The sequence below is a fragment of the Curtobacterium sp. LFS084 genome (assembly GCF_047977705.1).
Lineage (GTDB): Bacteria > Actinomycetota > Actinomycetes > Actinomycetales > Microbacteriaceae > Curtobacterium.
The window spans coordinates 32,660-50,903 of the sequence record NZ_JBFPFM010000023.1 but is presented as its reverse complement, the minus strand read 5'-3'; the positions used below and the strand labels follow the sequence as shown (position 1 = coordinate 50,903).

The window sequence follows — 18,244 nt, the reverse complement described above, 5'->3', positions numbered from 1 at the left end:
GAACCAGCTCGTACCGCTGGTTCGACGTCGGAAACCTGGTTCGACGTGGGGCCGCGGCCCCGGCCTACGACACCAGGGGGCGGACGTCGGCGGCGAGGGCGTCGACGAGCGCCTGCGCCTCGGCGGGGGTCGCGGCGACGGTGTCGATGTAGACCTTCACCTTCGGCTCGGTGCCGCTCGGGCGGACGATCACCCGAGCGTCGCCCGAGAGGTCGTAGCGCAGGATGTCCGACGGCGGGAAGCCCTCGACACCGTCGGCGTAGTCGGTCACCGCGAGTACGGAGAGCCCACCGAGCGTCGTCGGCGGCGTCGACCGCAGCGACGCCATGACCTGCCCGATGCGGGCGAGGTCGTCCACCCGGGTCGCCACCTGCCCGGACGCGAACGCCCCGAACTCGGCGGCGAAGGCGTCGAGCTGCCCGGCGATCGACGAACCCGAGGCGGCGAGCTCCGACGCGAGCGACAGCAGCGACAGCGCCGCCGAGATGCCGTCCTTGTCGCGGACCAAGTCGGGGTCGACGAGGTAGCCGAGCGCCTCCTCGTAGCCGAACAGCAGCCCCGGCACACGCGAGACCCACTTGAAGCCGGTGAGGGTGTCGCGGTACTCCAGCCCGTGCCGCGCGGCGACCCGGGCGAGCGCCGGCGACGACACGATCGACGCCGCGAGCGTCCCGCCCACCCCGGCAGCGGACGCCTGGGCCGCAGCACGCCACCCGAGCAGCCACCCGACCTCGTTGCCGGAGAGTCGACGGAAGGACCCGCTGCCGTCCGGGATCGCGAGCGCCAGACGATCGGCGTCCGGGTCGTTCGCGATGACGAGGTCGGCCCCGACGGCGACGCCGCGCGCGATCGACAGGTCCATCGCCCCCGGCTCCTCGGGGTTCGGGAACGACACCGTCGGGAACGCCCCGTCCGGCTCGATCTGCTCGGGCACGGTCACCGGCTCGGCGAACCCGGCCGCCTCGAACACCGCGCGGGCGGTCTCCCACCCGACACCGTGCATGGCCGTGTAGACGACCTTCGGCTGCGCGTCCGGTGCGAGCCCGGGCACAGCCACCGTCGCGGCGGTCGCGGACACGTAGGCGTCGAGCAGCTCGGACGTGGCGACGGTGTAGTCGGTGGCGCGGTGCAGGTCGGCGATCGAGCCTGCGGCGACGGCGTCGATCGCGGCCGCGATGTCGGCGTCGACCGGCGGCACGATCTGCGACCCCTCGTCGTCCTCGCCGAGGTAGACCTTGTACCCGTTGTCCCGCGGCGGGTTGTGGCTCGCCGTCACCATCACCCCGGCACCGACGTCGAGGTGCCGCACGGCGAACGCCAGCACGGGCGTGGGGAGCGCCGACGGCAGCAGGGTGACCTCGAGTCCGAGGCCGCGCATGACCTCGGCCGAGTCGCGCGCGAAGACGTCCGAGTTCACCCGACCGTCGTAGCCGATGACCACGCTCTGCCGCCGGCCGGTGTCGATGAGGAACCGGGCGAGTCCGGCCGCGGCCTGCGTGACGACCACCCGGTTCATCCGGAGCGGTCCGTACCCGAGCTCGGCGCGGAGGCCGGCGGTGCCGAACGCCAGGCGCCCGGCGAACCGCGCGGCGAGGTCCTGCACGGCGGGACCGTCGCCGGTCGCCGCCCGGTCGATCGCCGCATCGAGCGAGGAACGGGTCACCGGGTCCGGGTCCTGCGCGAGCCAGTCCCGTGCGGCAGCGACGACCCCGTCGACGTCGAGCTTCACCGGTCGTCCCCGAGCGCCGTCACGACCCGGGCGAGCAGGTCGGCGATCACCGGCTCGGCTTCGCGGCCGGCCTCGAGCACCTCGGCGTGCGACAGCGGCGTCTTCTGGATGCCGGCGGCCAGGTTCGTGATGAGCGAGAAGCCGAGGACCTCCATGCCGGCCTGCCGCGCGGCGATGGCCTCGAGCGCGGTGGACATGCCGACGATGTGCCCGCCGATGATCTTCGCCATCTGGACCTCGGCGGGGGTCTCGTAGTGCGGACCGCGGAACTGCGTGTAGACGCCCTCGTCCAGCGAGGGGTCCACGCCGCGGGCGACCGCTCGGAGCCGCGACGAGTACAGGTCGGTGAGGTCGACGAACGTGGCGCCCTCGAGCGGGCTGTCGGCGGTGAGGTTGATGTGGTCGCTGATGAGGACCGGGGTACCGGGCGTCCAGTGCTCCTTGATGCCACCGGCACCGTTCGTGAGGACCATGATCGACGCCCCGGTCGCCGCAGCGGTCCGGACGCTGTGCACGACGCGACGCACCCCGTGCCCTTCGTAGTAGTGCGTGCGCGCACCGATCACGAGTGCGTGGCGACCGTCGGCCATCCGAATCGACCGGACCGTGCCGGAGTGTCCGGGCACGGCGGAGGCGCTGAAGCCGGGGACCTCGGACGCCGGGATCTCGGACACCGTCTCGCCGATGAGGTCTGCGGCCTTGCCCCAGCCGGAGCCGAGGGTCAGGGCGATGTCGTGGCGGTCGATGCCGGACTTCGAGGCGATGACCTCGGCGGCGTCACGCGCGACCTCGAACGGGTCTGCGGCGGGGTCGTTCAGCGGGTTCTCCGTGCTCATGCCCCAACTCTAGAGGGCACCGAACCCGCTGAGCGGCCGTGGAACGGCGTCAGTGTTCGCCGAGCGCCCGGTCCACCGCGGCCGTGATCTCGGCCTGGTCGAAGTGGTTCCGGATCACGATGACCTCGGCGTAGGTGGACCCGATCGCCTCGACGAACTCCTCGCTCGTGAGGATCACGTTCGCATCGTCGGACACCCGTTGCACGGACGCCACGTCGGCCGCCACCACCGAAGCCGTCAGCCCGAGGGTCACGAGTGCCTTCTCGGCGTTCACCTTGAGGATCGCGCTGGCCCCGATGCCCGCGCCGCAGATGGTCACGATCTTCACGCGGACACCCCCATGATCGCGCGGACCTCGTCCGCCGTGGTCGCCGCGGCGATCCGACCGGTCACCGAGGCGTCGTTGAACAGGTTCGCGATCTCGCCGATCGACTCGAGGTGCGTGCCGACACCGGCGACCGCGAGCCCGAGCACGACCCGGACGGGGTCGTTGTGCGGGTGCCCGAACGTCACCGGTTCGGCGAGCGTCACCACGGACAGCCCGTCCCGGAGCACCGCGGGGCCCGGCCGGGCGTGCGCGAACGCGAGCCCCGGCGAGATGACGATGTACGGCCCGTGCTCCTCGACGAGCGCGATCATCGCGTCGGTGTAGGGCTCGGTCGCCGCTCCGGACGACACGAGGGCACCACCGGCCGCCCGGAGCGCGTCACGCCACGAGGACGCGGTCGCCCCGAGCACGACGGCGGAGTCCGGCAGCGGCGGCAGTGGCATGCGTCAGGCCTCCTGGTGGCCGGCCGTGATGGTGGCGATGATGTCCTCGCGGTCCTCGAGCGGCAGGAACGAGCCGAGCGCCGCGTTGATCTGGAACGCCGCGAGGTCGTCGAGGTCGTAGCCGAACGTGCCGGCGAGCAGCGCGAGCTCCTTCGACAGCGTCGTGTCGCTCATCAGGCGGTTGTCGGTGTTCACGGTCACCCGGAAGCCGAGCTGGTAGAGCACGTCGAACGGGTGGTCGGCGAGGTCGTCGCCCCACGCCGCGATCGCGCCGGTCTGCAGGTTCGACGACGGCGAGACCTCGAGCGGGATCTCGCGGTCGCGCACCCACGAGGCGACCTCGCCGAGGGAGGCGAGCGTCGAGCCGTCACCGGCGTCGGACAGGGTGACGTCCTCGAAGATGCGGACGCCGTGCCCGAGGCGCAGCGCACGGCCGTCGACGAGCGCGGACCGGATCGAGGCGAGCCCGTCGGCCTCGCCCGCGTGCACGGTGACGGGGAACAGCTCGGACGCCAGGTGGTCGAAGGCGGCGCGGTGGTTCGAGGCGGGGAACCCGGCCTCGGCCCCGGCGATGTCGAAGCCGACGACCCCGTGGTCGCGGTGCCGGACGGCGAGCTCGGCGATCTCGAGCGATCGGTCGGCGTGCCGCATCGCGGTGACGAGCTGCCCGACGCGGATGCGACCACCGGCGGCGTCGACGGCTTCCTCGATGCCGCCCTGCACGGCCTCGACCGTCTCGTCGAGCGTCAGACCGCCGCGCAGGTGCTGCTCGGGTGCCCAGCGGACCTCGCCGTAGACCACGCCGTCGGCGACGAGGTCCTCGACGAACTCCTTCGCGATGCGGTGCAGCTGGGGCGCCGTCTGCATCACCGAGGTGGTGACGTCGAAGGTCTTGAGGTACTCGACGAGCGACCCCGAGTTCGACTGGTCGGCGAACCACGCTCCGAGCGCCACGGCGTCGGTGGTCGGCAGCGCCACGCCGGCCTCGGCAGCCAGCTCGACGATCGTCGCCGGACGCAGGCCACCGTCGAGGTGGTCGTGCAGCGAGACCTTGGGCAGGTCGTTGATGACCGCTCCGGCGTCGGGCAGGCGGTAGGTGGTGGCGTCGGAGCTCATGCACTCAGGCTATCGGTGGTCACCGACCGAGCGCAGGCACCTGTGCACAACAGACGCTGGGACCCACTGGAGGCTCTCCACAGCCGGGCAGGCGGCCGCGGCCCGGCCGGTGGCCGGTCCCACCCCCCGGGTTCAGCCCGTGATGCGCTCACGCACGATCGGTCCCCGCGCGGGCGCCTCGGTGCCGATCGACCACGCACCCTCGAGCGACTCGAGCGCCCGCGGGATCCGCGACGCGTCGTCGGTGTGGAGCGTCCAGAGCGGCTGCCCCGCGGTGACGGTGTCACCGGGCTTGACGTGCAGCTCGATGCCCGCCCCGGCCTGCACCGGGTCCTGCGCGCGGGCACGACCGGCACCCAGGCGCCAGGCCGAGACGCCGAACGGCAGGGCGTCCTGCTGCGCGAGCACGCCCGACGACGGCGCGGTGACGACGTGCTGCTCGCGGGCGATCGGCAACGCGGCTGCGGGGTCCCCGCCCTGCGCCTGGATCATCCGGCGCCAGGTGTCCATCGCGCGGCCGTCGGCCAGCGCGGCGGCGGGGTCGGCGTCCGGCAGTCCGGCCAGCGCGAGCATCTCCGACGCGAGTGCGACGGTCAGCTCCACGACGTCGGCCGGCCCACCGCCCTGGAGCACCTCGACCGACTCGCGCACCTCGAGCGCGTTGCCGATCGTCAGCCCGAGCGGGATCCCCATGTCGGTGAGCAGCGCCGAGGTCTTCACCCCGGCGTCGTTGCCCAGGTCGACCATCGTCTGCGCGAGCTCCCGCGACGCCTCGTACGTCGGCATGAACGCGCCGGACCCGAACTTCACGTCGAGCACGAGCGCACCGGTGCCCTCGGCGATCTTCTTCGACATGATGCTCGAGGCGATGAGCGGGATGCACTCGACGGTCCCGGTGATGTCCCGGAGCGCGTAGAGCTTCTTGTCGGCGGGGGCCAGGCCGGAGCCGGCGGCGCAGATCACCGCGCCGACGTCGGACAGGATCTCCATCATCCGGTCGTTCGACAGCGCCGCCTGCCAGCCCGGGATCGACTCGAGCTTGTCGAGCGTGCCTCCGGTGTGGCCGAGCCCTCGGCCGGACAGCTGCGGCACCGCGACGCCGAACGACGCCACCAGGGGCGCCAGCGGCAGCGTGATCTTGTCGCCGACCCCGCCCGTTGAGTGCTTGTCGACCGTCGTCTTGCCGAGCGACGAGAACGACATCCGCTCCCCCGACGCGATCATCGCGAGCGTCAGGTCCTTGACCTCGCGTCGCTCCATGCCGTTCAGGAAGATCGCCATCGCCATCGCGGCCATCTGCGGGTCCTCGACGTAGCCGCGGGTGTAGGCGTCGACGAGCCAGTCCACCTCGGCGGTGCTGAGGGCGCCGCCGGAGCGCTTGGTGCGGATGAGGTCGACGGTGTCGAAGGGCTCGACGGCCATGGGATCAGTGCTCCTGCTGGTAGGTGACGAGGGTCCGCGGCCCGAAGGCGTCCGGCAGGACCTCGTCGATGGTGCGGATGCCGGAGACAGTCTCGAGGAGCATGCCCTCGGCCGAGTGTTCGAACAGCAGCTGGCGGCACCGGCCGCACGGCATCAGGGTCGCCCCGTCGCCGTCGACGCACGTGAACGCCACGAGCTTGCCGCCGCCCGTCATGTGCAGCTGCGAGACGAGCGAGCACTCCGCGCAGAGCGTCACCCCGTAGCTCGCGTTCTCGACGTTGCACCCGGAGACGATCCGGCCGTCATCGGTGAGCGCCGCGGCGCCCACCGGGAACGACGAGTACGGCGCGTAGGCGTGCCCCATCGCGGCCGTCGCGGCGGTCCGCAGGGCGGTCCAGTCCACGTCGGACGGGAGGCGCGGGTCGGCCCCCGCCGCGTCGGCGGCGGTCCGGCCGCCGCGCCCGTCCAGGGCCGTGGCCGGATCCGCCCAGCCCGTCTGGTCGGTGGACGCGACGTGGTCGTCGCCCGCAGCGTGCGTGTCGGTCATGTGCCGTGCCTCCTGGCCGTCAGCTCTTGATGTACGGCTTGCCGGCCGCGGCGGGACCGCGCGACTGCCCGACCAGGCCCGCCACCGCGAAGATCGTCACCACGTACGGGAGCATGAGCAGGAACTCGCTCGGGACGGGCGAGTTGATCGCACCGAGCGTGTTCTGCAGGTTCGACGCGAAGCCGAACAGGAGCGCCGCGAGGGTGGCCTTGATCGGGTCCCAACGACCGAAGATGACCGCCGCGAGCGCGATGTAGCCCGCGCCGGCGGTCATGTCCTTGGTGAACGGACCGACCGCGTCGAGCGTGAAGTACGCACCGCCGAGGCCCGCGATCGCGCCGGCGAGGGAGACGTTCCAGAACCGCGTGCCGGTGACGTTGATGCCGACCGTGTCGGCGGCCTGCGGGTGCTCGCCCACGGCACGGAGGCGCAGGCCCCACCGGGTCTTGAAGAGCCCGAAGGTGACCACCGCGACCGCGACGTACGCCAGGTAGACCGTGACGCGCTGCTCGAAGAACACCGGACCGATCACCGGGATCTGGTGCAGGACCGGGATCGGGACGATCGGGAACCGGACGCCCACGTTCAGCGTCGTCTCGTTCGGCGAGAGCACCTGCGAGTAGAGGAACCCCGTCAGCCCGGAGATGAAGGCGTTGATGACGACACCGACGATCACCTGGTCGACGAGGTACTTGATGCTGAACGCCGCGAGGATGAACGACACGAGCGTGCCCGCGACGAGCGCCGCGACCAGGCCGACCCACGGCGAGCCCGTGATGGACGCGACCATCGCGGAGCTGAAGGCACCGGCGAGGAACTGGCCCTCGATCGCGATGTTCACGACACCGACGCGCTCCGAGATGACGCCGCCGAGGGCGCCGAACACGAGCGGGACGCTGAGGCTCAGCGCGCCGAGCAGCAGACCGGGGATCGGCAGGGACTTGCCCGCCGCGGCCCAGGTCAGGAACCCGATCACGAACACGACGGCGAACACCGCGGTGACCCACATCGGCACGCGGCGGAGCGCACGGGTCTCGACGAGCGCGTACACGGTGAGCACGGCGAGCAGCACGACCACGACGATCCCGGTCGCGACGGCCGGCAGCGGCACGTCGGGCAGGGCGAAGAAGTCGCCGCTGTTGGCGAGGCGGAACGTGGTCGTCCCGGTGCGGGGCAGCAGCGCGAAGAGGACGAGGGCGATCAGCGTGAAGACGCCGTACCCGATGGCCAGCTTCCAGCTGCGGGTCGTCTCGACCGGACGGCCGGCGAGCGGGGACGCGCTGGGCGCGGTGGGGCTGAGGGTGCTCACGCGGCGACCGCCTTCTTGCTGTTCTTCGTGGAGACGCGGCGACGGGCGCCCGGCTGCGGGATCCGGAAGATCGCGCGGACGAGCGGCGGGGCCGCGATGAAGAGGACGATGAGGGCCTGGATGACGCCCACGATGTCGATCGGGATGCCGTTCGCGGCCTGCATGGCGTAGCCGCCGTTCTTCAGCACGCCGAACAGGATCGCCGCCCAGAACACGCCCCACGGCTTCGACCGGCCGAGCAGTGCCACGGTGATGGCGTCGAAACCGATGCCGGCGTCGATGCCGGAGGTGAAGCCCGTCGTGACCGCGCCCTGCACCTGGTACGCGCCGGCGATGCCGACGAGGGCACCGGAGATGACGAGGACCCAGATGGTCAGGGACGGCACGCTCATGCCGGCCACACGCGCGGCGCGCGGGTTCTCACCGATGGTGCGGAACCGGAAGCCGAGCGAGGACTTGTTGACGAGCCACCACACGACGACGACCGCGATGATCGCCACCACGAAGCCGAGGTCCACGCCGTACCGCGGTCCGAACAGCGGCGGCAGCACCGCGCTGTCCTTCGTCGCGGGCGAGATCGGGTTCGGGCTGCCCGGCGCCTGCAGGAGGCCCGGCGTGCGGAGCATGTAGCTCACGAGGTAGAGCGCGACGTAGTTGAGCATGATCGTCAGGACGACCTCGTTCGCGCCCGTCCGCGCCTTGAGCACGCCCACGATGCCGGCCCACACCGCACCGCCGACGATGCCGGCGACGATCGTGAGCGGGATGTGGATCGCGGCGGGGCCGTCGTACGAGAAGCCGACCCAGCCGGCCGCCGCGGCGCCCATCAGGATCTGTCCCTGGCCGCCGATGTTGAACAGGCCCGCGCGGAACGAGAGCGCGATGCCGAGACCGGCCGCGATGAGCGGGACGGCGTAGTCGACCGAGCGGGTGATCGGGACGATGGCCTGCTGGAAGGTCGACGCACCGAAGTTGACGACGGAGCCCTCGAACAGCGAGGCGTACGCGCCGCCGACCGCGGTGCCGATCGCCCGGAAGGTGTCCGCCGGTCGGGCGAAGAAGTACCCGGCCGCCGCGCGGACGTTCTCGTCGGTGATGGCGATGAGGATGCCGCACGCGACGAGGGCGAGCACCACGGCGAGGACCGTCACGAGGGCGGACCCGTTCACGATGCCCTGGAGCGCCGCCTGCCAGCGGTCGCCGCCCTGGCGACGCTCGGTGTCGTCGGCGGAGTCGGTCATGAGGTGCGGGGTGGCCTCGACGTCCTGCAGGCGGTCGTCGGTCAACGGTGCGTCCGGCTGCGTGTCGGCCGTCGGCTGGGCATCCGGCTGGGCATCCGGCTGCGTGTCGTCTGGCGTGTTGCTCACGCTGCCAGCTCCGTTCCGGTCGTGTGGGTGCTGTGGAGTTCTGCGGCCATCATGCGACCTGCGCCGTTCCTTCTGGGAGTTCGCCGGCCATCATCAGGCCGAGGACGTCCCGCGGGGTGTCCGCGGGGACGATGCCGACGATCGCGCCGCGGTACATCACGGCGATCCGGTCGGCGAGTGCCACGACCTCGTCGAGCTCCGTGGAGACGACGATGACCGGGACTCCGGTGTCGCGGGTGGCGACGATGCGCTTGTGCACGAACTCGATCGACCCGACGTCGATGCCGCGCGTCGGCTGCGCCGCCACGAACAGCCGCAGCTCGCGGCTCAGCTCGCGGGCGAGGACGATCTTCTGCTGGTTGCCGCCGGACAGCCGGCCGGCGGCGGTCGCGCGGCTCGGGGTGCGGATGTCGAACTCGGCGATCTTCTCGTCGGCGAACGCGTCGCGCTCCGCCGACCGGATCGTGCCGGCGCGGACGAACTCGGCGTGATCGGCACGGTCGAGCATGAGGTTCTCGGCGATGGTGAACTCGCCGACGAGCCCGTCCTCCTTGCGGTCCTCCGGAACGAAGCCGACGCCCGCGTCGAGGATCTGCTTGACGGTGCGGCCGGTGAGCTCGCGGCCGTCGAGCGTGACGTGCCCGGCGTGCACCGGCTCGAGGCCGAGGATCGCCTCGGTCAGCTCGGTCTGCCCGTTGCCCTGGACCCCGGCGATGGCGAGGACCTCGCCGCGCCGGACCGTGAACGAGACGTCGTCGACCAGCACGATGCCGGACGGGTCGGTGACGGTCAGCCCGTCGACGACGAGGGCGTCCTCGCCCTCGGTGGCCGGCGCCTTGTCCACGACGAGGGAGACGGCGCGGCCGACCATGAGCGCCGCGAGCTCGTTGTTCGTCGCGGTGGGCGACGCCTCGCCGACGACCTTGCCGAGACGGATCACGGTGATGCGGTCGGCGACCTCGCGGACCTCGCGGAGCTTGTGGGTGATGAAGACGATGGCGGTGCCGGCGGCGCGGAGCTGCCGCATGATGCCCATCAGCTCGTCGGTCTCCTGCGGGGTGAGGACGGCCGTCGGCTCGTCGAACACCAGGACCTTCGCGTCGCGGGACAGCGCCTTGATGATCTCGACGCGCTGCTGCACGCCGACGGGCAGGTCCTCGACCTTGGCGTCCGGGTCGACGTCGAACCCGAACCGCTCCGAGATCTCGCGGACGCGCTTGCGGGCGCCGGCGAGGTCGAGCCGTCCGCCGAACGCGGTCTGCTCCTGGCCGAGGATGACGTTCTCCGCCACGGTGAAGACGGGGACGAGCATGAAGTGCTGGTGCACCATGCCGATGCCGGAACGCATGGCGTCACCCGGGCCGTCGAAGTCCTGGACGACGTCGTCCAGCAGGATCTCACCCTCGTCCGCCTGGTACAGGCCGTACAGGACGTTCATCAGGGTCGACTTGCCGGCGCCGTTCTCCCCGAGGAGACAGTGGACCTCACCCGGCTCGACGGTGAGCGAGATGTGGTCGTTGGCGACGAGGGGGCCGAACCGCTTCGTGATGCCGCGGAGTTCGAGCTTCATGTTCTCAGAGTCTGTTTCTGTGATCGGCGCACGGAAACGCGGGCGAGGGAGGGTCCCCCGCCCGCGTCCACCGGACTACTTGACGGTCGCCTTGGTCTCGACCTTGATCGACCCGTCGATGATGCCCGACTTGATGGTGTCGAGCTCCTTCTCGAGGCCGCTGTCGACCTTGTCGGCGTAGTCGTGGAACGGCGCGATGCCGACGCCGTCGTTCTTCAGCGTGCCGACGTACGGCTCGTTGGAGTACTTCTTGTCGGCAGCCTGCTCGACGACGTCCTTGACGGCGGGGCGCATGCCCTTCTCGACGGACGTGAACGCGATGTCCTTGTAGCGCGGGTCGGCCTCGTACAGGTCGCTGTCCGCACCGATCAGCACGGAACCGTTGTTCGCGTCCTTGATCGCCTCGGCAGCGGACTGGTAGATCGGGCCACCGACGGGCAGGATCACGTCGGCGTCCTGGTCGATGAGGGTCTGCGCGACGGCCTTGGCCTGGGTGCCGGCCTCGAAGCCGCCCGTGAACGAGCCCTTCTGGCTGTCGACGTCCCAGCCGACGACCTTGACGTTCTTCGACTTCTGCTCGTTGTAGTACTTCACGCCGTCCGCGAAGCCGTCCATGAAGATCGTGACGGTCGGGATCTGCATGCCGCCGAAGGTGCCGACGACGCCGCTCTTCGAGTACGAGGCGGCCGCGTAGCCGGCGAGGAACGCCGCCTGCGAGGTGTCGAACGTGATCGGCTTGACGTTCTTGGCGTCGATCGAGTTGTCGTCGATGATCGCGAAGTCGGTGTCGGGGTTCGCGGCGGCCTGCTTCTTCGTGGCGTCGGCGAGGTTGAAGCCCACGGTGACGATGAGGTTGCAGTTCTGGCCGATGAGCTGCTCGATGTTCGAGTCGTAGACGGTGGCGTCCTTGGACTCGGCCGACTTGTAGGTGGCACCGAGGTCCGCGGCGGCGTCCTTCATGCCTTCGAAGCCGAGCTGGTTGAACGACTTGTCGTCGAAGCCACCGGCGTCGGAGACCATGCAGGGGCGGAAGCTGGTCTTGTTGCCGGTCGCGGTGTCGGACGGGGCGGCCGAGCAGCCGGCGAGGACGGCGACGGTGCCGGCCAGCGCGAGGGAGCTCAACAGGACCTGACGGGTACGAGATGTCACGGGTGGGTTCCTCCGGGGAGCGTGCCCGGACCACGTGCGTTCCGGGCGATCGTGGCGACAGTACACGACCGCCCGGCCGGTACAGAACGCCCCTGAGGGACTCCTGGGATCAGTTACGGGATCGCGACCGCGCGGAAACGCGCCCGTAACGCGGTGTCACGGCGGGACCCCCAGTTCGGGGGACGTCAAGCGCTTTTCGTGGTGGAGCGCTACAGGACGTCGCCGCGGCCGCTGATCTTCAGTGCATCCACCACACCCTTGACCCGCTGCGCGTTCGCGCTCGTGGTGACGAGCAGGGCGTCGGGGGTGTCCACGACGACGATGTCCTCGACGCCGATGAGCGAGATGAGCCGCTGGCTGTGCGAGACGACGATGCCGCTCGACGAGTCCGCGAGGATGCGGGCGCCGTCACCGAGCACCGCGAGGTTGTTGGCGCGGCCGCCGGACTGCAGCTTCGCGAGCGAGGCGAAGTCGCCGACGTCGTCCCAGTCGAAGTCGCCGGGGATGACCGCCATGCGTCCGGCAGCGGCCGCGGGCTCGGCCACCGTGTAGTCGATCGCGATCTTCTCGAGCTCGGGCCACACCGCGTCGACGACGGCACCGCGTGCCGAGGTGTCCCACGCGTCGGCGAGTTCCTCGAGGCCGGCGAGGAGCGCGGGCTTCGTCCGGCCGATCTCGGCGAGCAGCACGTCGGCCCGGGCGATGAACATGCCGGCGTTCCAGAGGTAGGTGCCCTGCTCGACGTAGGACCGTGCGGTGTCGAGGTCCGGCTTCTCGACGAAGGAGCGGACCGCGTGGGCGGTGGGGGCCCCGTCGATGCCGATCGGGTCGCCGTGCGCGTGGATGTAGCCGAAGCCGATCGCGGGCTCGGTCGGCGTGATCCCGATCGTGGTGATGTATCCGGCACGCGCGGCGACCACCGCCTCGCGGACCGACCGGCGGAACCCACGGGCGTCGCCGATGACGTGGTCGGCGGCGAAGGAGCCGATGACGACGTCCGGCTCGCGGCGCCGCAGGATCGCCGCGGCGAGGCCGATGGCGGCGGTGGAGTCCTTCGGCTCGCTCTCGAGCACGACGTTGTGGTCCGCGACGCCGGGGAGCTGGGACTCGACGGCGACGCGGTGGGCCCGGCCCGTCACGACCATGATCCGCTGCTCGCCGGCGAGCGGCGCGAGGCGGTCCCACGTCTGCCGGAGCAGCGAGGTGCCGGACCCGGTCAGGTCGTGCAGGAACTTGGGCGCGTCGGCGCGCGACAACGGCCACAGTCGCGATCCGATGCCCCCGGCGGGGATGATCGCGTAGAAGTCCTCGAGTGCGTCTGCCACGTGCTCACCGTACCGGTGCCACCGTGCGCGACCTGGGTGCTTCCCGCACCCTTCCCGCACGCTCGCGGTGCGGGAGTCCGCACGCGACGGCCGCAGCCGGCCCGCCGGTCGTGCGCCGCGCCTCCCGTCCACCCGCGGGCGCGGCTGTTCACCGCCTGCGTGCCGGGCGTTCACGTCGGCGGCCCCGACGGGACACACCCGGGGCCGAGCATGGGCATCGCCATGAACGCACGCAGCGTGGAGCGCGGCACGTCCCAACGGACCGTCGCCGTCGTGACCGAGAGCTTCCTGCCCACCCTCAACGGCGTCACCACCAGCGTCCTCGCGGTGCTGGACCACCTGGAACGCCGCGGTCACCGCGCGGTCGTCATCGCGCCGGACACCCCCGGCATCGCGCAGTTCCGCTCGCGGACGCAGGTGGAGCGCTACCGCTCGTTCGACGTCCACCGGGTGCCGGCGGTCGCGTACCGCCAGTTCCCGGTCGCACTCCCGCACCCGGTGCTCGACACGATCCTCGCCGCCTCCGGCGCCGACGTGCTGCACGCCGCCAGTCCGTTCCTGCTGGGTGGACGCGCCATCACGGCGGCCGGGAGGCTCGGCATCCCCTCCGTCGCCGTCTTCCAGACCGACGTGGCCGGGTTCGCCCGCCGCAACGGCCTGACCGCGACCGTCCCGCTGGTGCGGAAGATCCTCGGGCGCATCCACGCCGGCGCGTCGCTGACGCTCGCGCCGTCGAGCGCGACCGCGGCGATGCTCGCCGAGGACGGCGTCCCGCGGGTCGCCCGCTGGGGTCGCGGCGTCGACACCGACCTGTTCCACCCGGCGCGGCGCTCCTCGGCGCACGTCCGGGCGCTCCGGCGGCGGATCGCCCCGCGCGGCGAGACGATCGTCGGGTACGTCGGGCGGCTCGCACCGGAGAAGGAGGTCGAGCGGCTCGCCGAGCTCGGCGGCGTCCCGGGGATCCGGATCGTCGTCGCCGGCGGCGGTCCGTCGCGGGCGATGCTCGAACGGCGGCTCCGGCACCTCGACGTCACCTTCACGGGGCCGCTGCGCGGCGACGCGCTCGCGGACGCCTACGCCGCCCTGGACCTGTTCGTGCACACCGGTCCGGCGGAGACGTTCGGGCAGACCCTGCAGGAGGCCCACGCGAGCGGCCTGCCGGTCATCGCACCCGCGGCCGGTGGCCCGGTCGACCTGGTCGCCCCCGGACTCGACGGCGACCTGTACGACCCGGACGAGCCGCAGGCCCTCCGCCGCGCGGTGCTCGCCCTGCACCACGACCGCGCCCAGGCCGCACGGATGGGCTCCGCCGGACGGCTCCGGGTCGAGGGCACGACGTGGGAGGCGGTCGGCGACCAGCTGCTCGGCCACCACGACACGGCCCGCACGATCGGCGCGCCGCCCGCCGCGACGCGAGGTGCCCGGACCGGTTGGCACGAGAAGGTCAGCGCACGCGCATAGGATGGTCGTGTTCCACACGAACACGAACGGCAAGGGCTCGCCGATCGGGCGAGCCCGTCCTATGGGAGGACGAGCTCATGGCCGAGCAGACCGGAGGGGGTACGGCGACCGCCGCACCCCGGGTGACGATCGATGCGCCGCGCGCTTCTCGGACACCGCAAGGGACCCTCTACCGGGGCTCGACCGGCATGTGGTCCTGGGTCCTGCACCGCATCACCGGTGTGGCGATCTACTTCTTCCTGCTGGTGCACATCCTCGACACCGCCCTCGTGCGGCTGTCCCCCGAGGCGTACAACGCGGTCATCGGCACGTACAAGACGCCGATCATGAACCTCGGTGAGATCGCCCTCGTGATGGCGATCGTCTTCCACGCGTTCAACGGGCTCCGGATCATCCTCGTGGACTTCTGGTCGAAGGGCCCGAAGTACCAGCGCGCCATGTTCTGGATCGTGCTCGTCCTCTGGGCGATCGCCATCGCCGGCTTCCTGCCGCGCCAGCTCATGAACCTCGTCGCGGACTTCAACTAAGGGGGCATCCGGATGACCACGCAGACCATCGAGCCCCCGCGCTCCGCAGCCGCAGCCCGTCGCACCACCAACTGGGAGAAGTGGGGCTGGATCTACATGCGCGGCTCGGGCGTCCTGCTCGTCGTGCTGATCTTCGGGCACCTCTTCGTCAACATGGTGGCGGGCGAGGGCGTCAAGCAGATCGACTTCGCGTTCGTCGCCGGCAAGTGGGCGTCGCCGTTCTGGCAGGTGTGGGACTCGCTCATGCTCGTCCTCGCGCTGATCCACGGGTCGAACGGCATGCGCACGATCGTCAACGACTACGTGTCGAAGCCGGGCATCCGCAAGACCCTGCTCGTCGCGATCCTCATCGCCTGCGTCGTGCTCATCGTGCTCGGCCTGCTCGTCTGCTGGACGTTCGACCCGTGCCCCGCCGGTGCAGCCGCCGCGGACCTGCCGTCGTTCTGCCCCGCGCAGTAATCCCGCCGACCGCAGCCGCGACCCCCTACTCGCCCGCCGTCCACTCCCCCGACGGCGCGGCCACCACCCCGGAAAGGCCCCAGTGACCGAGACCACCGTTCACCACCACCAGTTCGACATCGTCATCATCGGCGCGGGCGGTGCCGGCATGCGTGCCGCCATCGAGGCCGGCCCGAAGGCGAAGACGGCCGTCATCTCGAAGCTGTACCCGACCCGCTCGCACACCGGTGCAGCGCAGGGCGGGATGGCCGCGGCGCTCGCGAACGTCGAAGAGGACTCGTGGGAGTGGCACACCTTCGACACGATCAAGGGCGGCGACTACCTGGTCGACCAGGACGCCGCCGAGATCCTCGCGAAGGAGGCCATCGACGCGGTCATCGACCTCGAGAACATGGGTCTGCCGTTCAACCGCACGCCCGAGGGCAAGATCGACCAGCGCCGTTTCGGCGGGCACACGCGCGACCACGGCAAGTCCCCCGTCCGCCGCGCCTGCTACGCGGCCGACCGCACTGGTCACATGATCCTGCAGACGCTGTTCCAGAACTGCGTGAAGCTCGGCGTGAACTTCTTCAACGAGTTCTACGCGCTCGACCTCATCATGGTGGACGTCACGGGCGACGACGGCGTCACCCGCAAGCAGCCCGCCGGTGTCGTCGCCTTCGAGCTCGCGACCGGCGACCTGCACGTCTTCCACGCCAAGGCGATGATCTTCGCCACCGGCGGCTTCGGCAAGATGTACAAGACGACCTCGAACGCGCACACCCTCACCGGCGACGGCGTCGGCATCGTGTGGCGCACCGGTCTCCCGCTCGAGGACATGGAGTTCTTCCAGTTCCACCCGACCGGGCTCGCTGGCCTCGGCATCCTCCTGACCGAGGGTGCCCGAGGCGAGGGCGCGATCCTCCGCAACGCCTCGGGTGAGCGGTTCATGGAGCGCTACGCCCCGACGATCAAGGACCTCGCACCCCGCGACATCGTCGCCCGGTGCATGGTGCAAGAGGTCGCAGAGGGCCGCGGCGCGGGTCCGAACAAGGACTACGTGCTGCTCGACTGCACGCACCTCGGCGCCGAGGTGCTCGAGACGAAGCTCCCGGACATCACCGAGTTCGCCCGCACCTACCTCGGTGTGGACCCGGTCGTCGAGCCGGTGCCCGTGATGCCGACCGCGCACTACGCGATGGGCGGGATCCCGACGAACGTCAAGGCCGAGGTCCTGTACGACAACACGACCGTCGTCCCCGGGCTCTACGCCGCCGGCGAGTGCGCGTGCGTCTCGGTCCACGGCTCGAACCGACTCGGCACGAACTCGCTCCTCGACATCAACGTCTTCGGCAAGCGCTCCGGCAACAACGCGGCCGAGTGGGTCAAGACCGCCGACTTCCTGCCGCTGCCCGAGCACCCGGAGCAGGCCGTCAAGGACATGCTCGACCAGCTCCGCGCGTCCACCGGCACCGAGCGCATCGCCGTGCTGCGCAAGGAACTGCAGGACGAGATGGACAAGAACGCGCAGGTGTTCCGCACCGACGAGTCCCTGGCCCGCGTCACCGAGACGATCCACACGCTCCGGAACCGGTTCATGCAGGTCTCCGTGCAGGACAAGGGCAAGCGTTTCAACACCGACCTGCTCGAGGCGGTCGAGCTCGGGTTCCTGCTCGACCTCGCCGAGGTCGTCGTCTACTCGGCCCGCAACCGCAAGGAGTCCCGCGGCGGCCACATGCGCGACGACTACCCGAAGCGCGACGACGAGAACTACATGCAGCACACCATGGCGTACCTGACGGGCGATCCGCACTCGTCACTCGCCGACGACCACATCACCCTCGACTGGAAACCAGTCGTCGTGACGCGGTACCAGCCGATGGAGAGGAAGTACTGAGATGACCGACACCCTGGTCTCCGACGCACCCCGCACCGACACCGTGCAGGACGCCCCTCCCGGATCGTTCTCGGTCACCCTGATCATCCGGCGCTTCGACCCGGACGTCGACGACGAGCCGCGCTGGCAGGACTTCGACGTCATGATGCTGCCGACCGACCGCATCCTCGACGCGCTGCACAAGATCAAGTGGGATCAGGACGGCTCGCTGACCTTCCGTCGCTCCTGCGCCCACGGTGTGTGCGGTTCCGACGCGATGCGCATCAACGGCCGCAACCGGCTGGCCTGCAAGACCCTCATCAAGGACCTCGACGTGTCGAAGCCGATCTACGTCGAGGCGATCAAGGGGCTGCCGCTCGAGAAGGACCTCGTCGTCGACATGGAGCCCTTCTTCAAGTCCTTCCGCGAGGTCCAGCCCTTCCTGCAGGCGAGCTCGGCACCGGAGAAGGGCAAGGAGCGCGTGCAGTCCGTCGCCGACCGTGCCCGCTTCGACGACACCACGAAGTGCATCCTCTGCGCCGCGTGCACGTCGTCCTGCCCGGTGTTCTGGACCGACGGCCAGTACTTCGGCCCCGCGGCGATCGTCAACGCGCACCGGTTCATCTTCGACTCGCGCGACGACGCTGCGGACGTCCGGCTCGACATCCTCAACGACAAGGAGGGGGTCTGGCGCTGCCGCACCACCTTCAACTGCACCGACGCCTGCCCGCGCGGCATCCAGGTCACGAAGGCCATCTCCGAGGTCAAGCAGGCGATCATGCGAGGGAAGGCATAGGTCGC

Annotated in this window: 17 protein-coding genes; 5 read left to right on the top strand and 12 right to left on the bottom strand. The window is 70.8% G+C overall.

Annotated elements, in window-relative coordinates:
• Positions 1–64 precede the first annotated feature (64 nt).
• The 12 genes from ACNQOV_RS12560 to ACNQOV_RS12505 form a co-directional block, all read right to left on the bottom strand.
• Positions 65–1,729 (bottom strand): phospho-sugar mutase, encoded by a 1,665-nt coding sequence (locus ACNQOV_RS12560; RefSeq protein ID WP_416394815.1) that lies wholly within the window; start codon positions 1,727–1,729, stop codon positions 65–67.
• Positions 1,726–2,565 (bottom strand): purine-nucleoside phosphorylase, encoded by an 840-nt coding sequence (locus ACNQOV_RS12555; protein ID WP_416394813.1) that lies wholly within the window; start codon positions 2,563–2,565, stop codon positions 1,726–1,728. The genes ACNQOV_RS12560 and ACNQOV_RS12555 overlap by 4 nt, the downstream gene beginning before the upstream one ends.
• Before the next feature lie 49 nt (positions 2,566–2,614).
• Entirely contained in the window at positions 2,615–2,893 is a 279-nt protein-coding gene (locus ACNQOV_RS12550; RefSeq protein WP_022908139.1) for a PTS sugar transporter subunit IIB, read from the bottom strand.
• Entirely contained in the window at positions 2,890–3,336 is a 447-nt protein-coding gene (locus tag ACNQOV_RS12545; protein ID WP_402268250.1) for a PTS sugar transporter subunit IIA, read from the bottom strand. Before ACNQOV_RS12545 ends, ACNQOV_RS12550 begins: the two co-directional genes overlap by 4 nt.
• 3 nt (positions 3,337–3,339) lie before the next feature.
• Entirely contained in the window at positions 3,340–4,452 is a 1,113-nt protein-coding gene (locus ACNQOV_RS12540) for an adenosine deaminase (RefSeq protein ID WP_022908137.1), read from the bottom strand.
• A 132-nt stretch (positions 4,453–4,584) separates the two neighbouring features.
• On the bottom strand, positions 4,585–5,874 hold the full coding sequence (locus tag ACNQOV_RS12535; protein ID WP_416394810.1) for a thymidine phosphorylase: 1,290 nt from the start codon (positions 5,872–5,874) through the stop codon (positions 4,585–4,587).
• A 4-nt stretch (positions 5,875–5,878) separates the two neighbouring features.
• Complete coding sequence (locus ACNQOV_RS12530; RefSeq protein WP_402268446.1) at positions 5,879–6,277, bottom strand: cytidine deaminase; 399 nt, start codon at positions 6,275–6,277, stop codon at positions 5,879–5,881.
• Positions 6,278–6,440: 163 nt separating this feature from the next.
• Complete coding sequence (locus ACNQOV_RS12525; RefSeq protein ID WP_416394808.1) at positions 6,441–7,730, bottom strand: ABC transporter permease; 1,290 nt, start codon at positions 7,728–7,730, stop codon at positions 6,441–6,443.
• Entirely contained in the window at positions 7,727–9,097 is a 1,371-nt protein-coding gene (locus ACNQOV_RS12520) for an ABC transporter permease (protein WP_416394806.1), read from the bottom strand. The genes ACNQOV_RS12525 and ACNQOV_RS12520 overlap by 4 nt, the downstream gene beginning before the upstream one ends.
• Positions 9,098–9,146: 49 nt before the next feature.
• Positions 9,147–10,667, bottom strand: coding sequence for an ABC transporter ATP-binding protein (locus tag ACNQOV_RS12515; protein ID WP_402268265.1), 1,521 nt, complete (start codon positions 10,665–10,667; stop codon positions 9,147–9,149).
• Between the two features lie 75 nt (positions 10,668–10,742).
• Positions 10,743–11,816: a BMP family lipoprotein gene (locus tag ACNQOV_RS12510; protein WP_416394804.1), complete on the bottom strand. Its 1,074-nt coding sequence runs from the start codon at positions 11,814–11,816 to the stop codon at positions 10,743–10,745.
• Positions 11,817–12,025: 209 nt separating this feature from the next.
• Positions 12,026–13,141 carry a mannose-1-phosphate guanylyltransferase gene (locus tag ACNQOV_RS12505; RefSeq protein ID WP_402268271.1) on the bottom strand — a complete coding sequence of 372 codons (1,116 nt, stop codon included), beginning with the start codon at positions 13,139–13,141 and terminating at the stop codon, positions 12,026–12,028.
• A 222-nt stretch (positions 13,142–13,363) separates the two neighbouring features.
• Here ACNQOV_RS12505 and ACNQOV_RS12500 point away from each other — a divergent pair, with 222 nt between their 5' ends.
• The 5 genes from ACNQOV_RS12500 to ACNQOV_RS12480 all read left to right on the top strand — a co-directional run bounded on the left by ACNQOV_RS12500 (position 13,364) and on the right by ACNQOV_RS12480 (position 18,239).
• Positions 13,364–14,602 carry a glycosyltransferase family 4 protein gene (locus tag ACNQOV_RS12500; RefSeq protein WP_042723891.1) on the top strand — a complete coding sequence of 413 codons (1,239 nt, stop codon included), beginning with the start codon at positions 13,364–13,366 and terminating at the stop codon, positions 14,600–14,602.
• A gap of 77 nt (positions 14,603–14,679) precedes the next feature.
• The gene (sdhC, locus tag ACNQOV_RS12495; protein ID WP_083857977.1) at positions 14,680–15,129 is read left to right on the top strand and encodes a succinate dehydrogenase, cytochrome b556 subunit; all 450 of its coding nucleotides are present in this window, start codon (positions 14,680–14,682) and stop codon (positions 15,127–15,129) included.
• A gap of 12 nt (positions 15,130–15,141) precedes the next feature.
• A complete protein-coding gene (gene sdhD / locus ACNQOV_RS12490; protein ID WP_079236494.1) occupies positions 15,142–15,588 on the top strand; it encodes a succinate dehydrogenase, hydrophobic membrane anchor protein in 447 nt (148 codons plus the stop codon).
• A gap of 82 nt (positions 15,589–15,670) precedes the next feature.
• Positions 15,671–17,464, top strand: coding sequence for a succinate dehydrogenase flavoprotein subunit (sdhA, locus tag ACNQOV_RS12485; protein ID WP_022907493.1), 1,794 nt, complete (start codon positions 15,671–15,673; stop codon positions 17,462–17,464).
• Between the two features lies 1 nt (position 17,465).
• A complete protein-coding gene (locus ACNQOV_RS12480) occupies positions 17,466–18,239 on the top strand; it encodes a succinate dehydrogenase iron-sulfur subunit (protein ID WP_022907492.1) in 774 nt (257 codons plus the stop codon).
• The last annotated feature ends 5 nt before the right edge of the window (positions 18,240–18,244 follow it).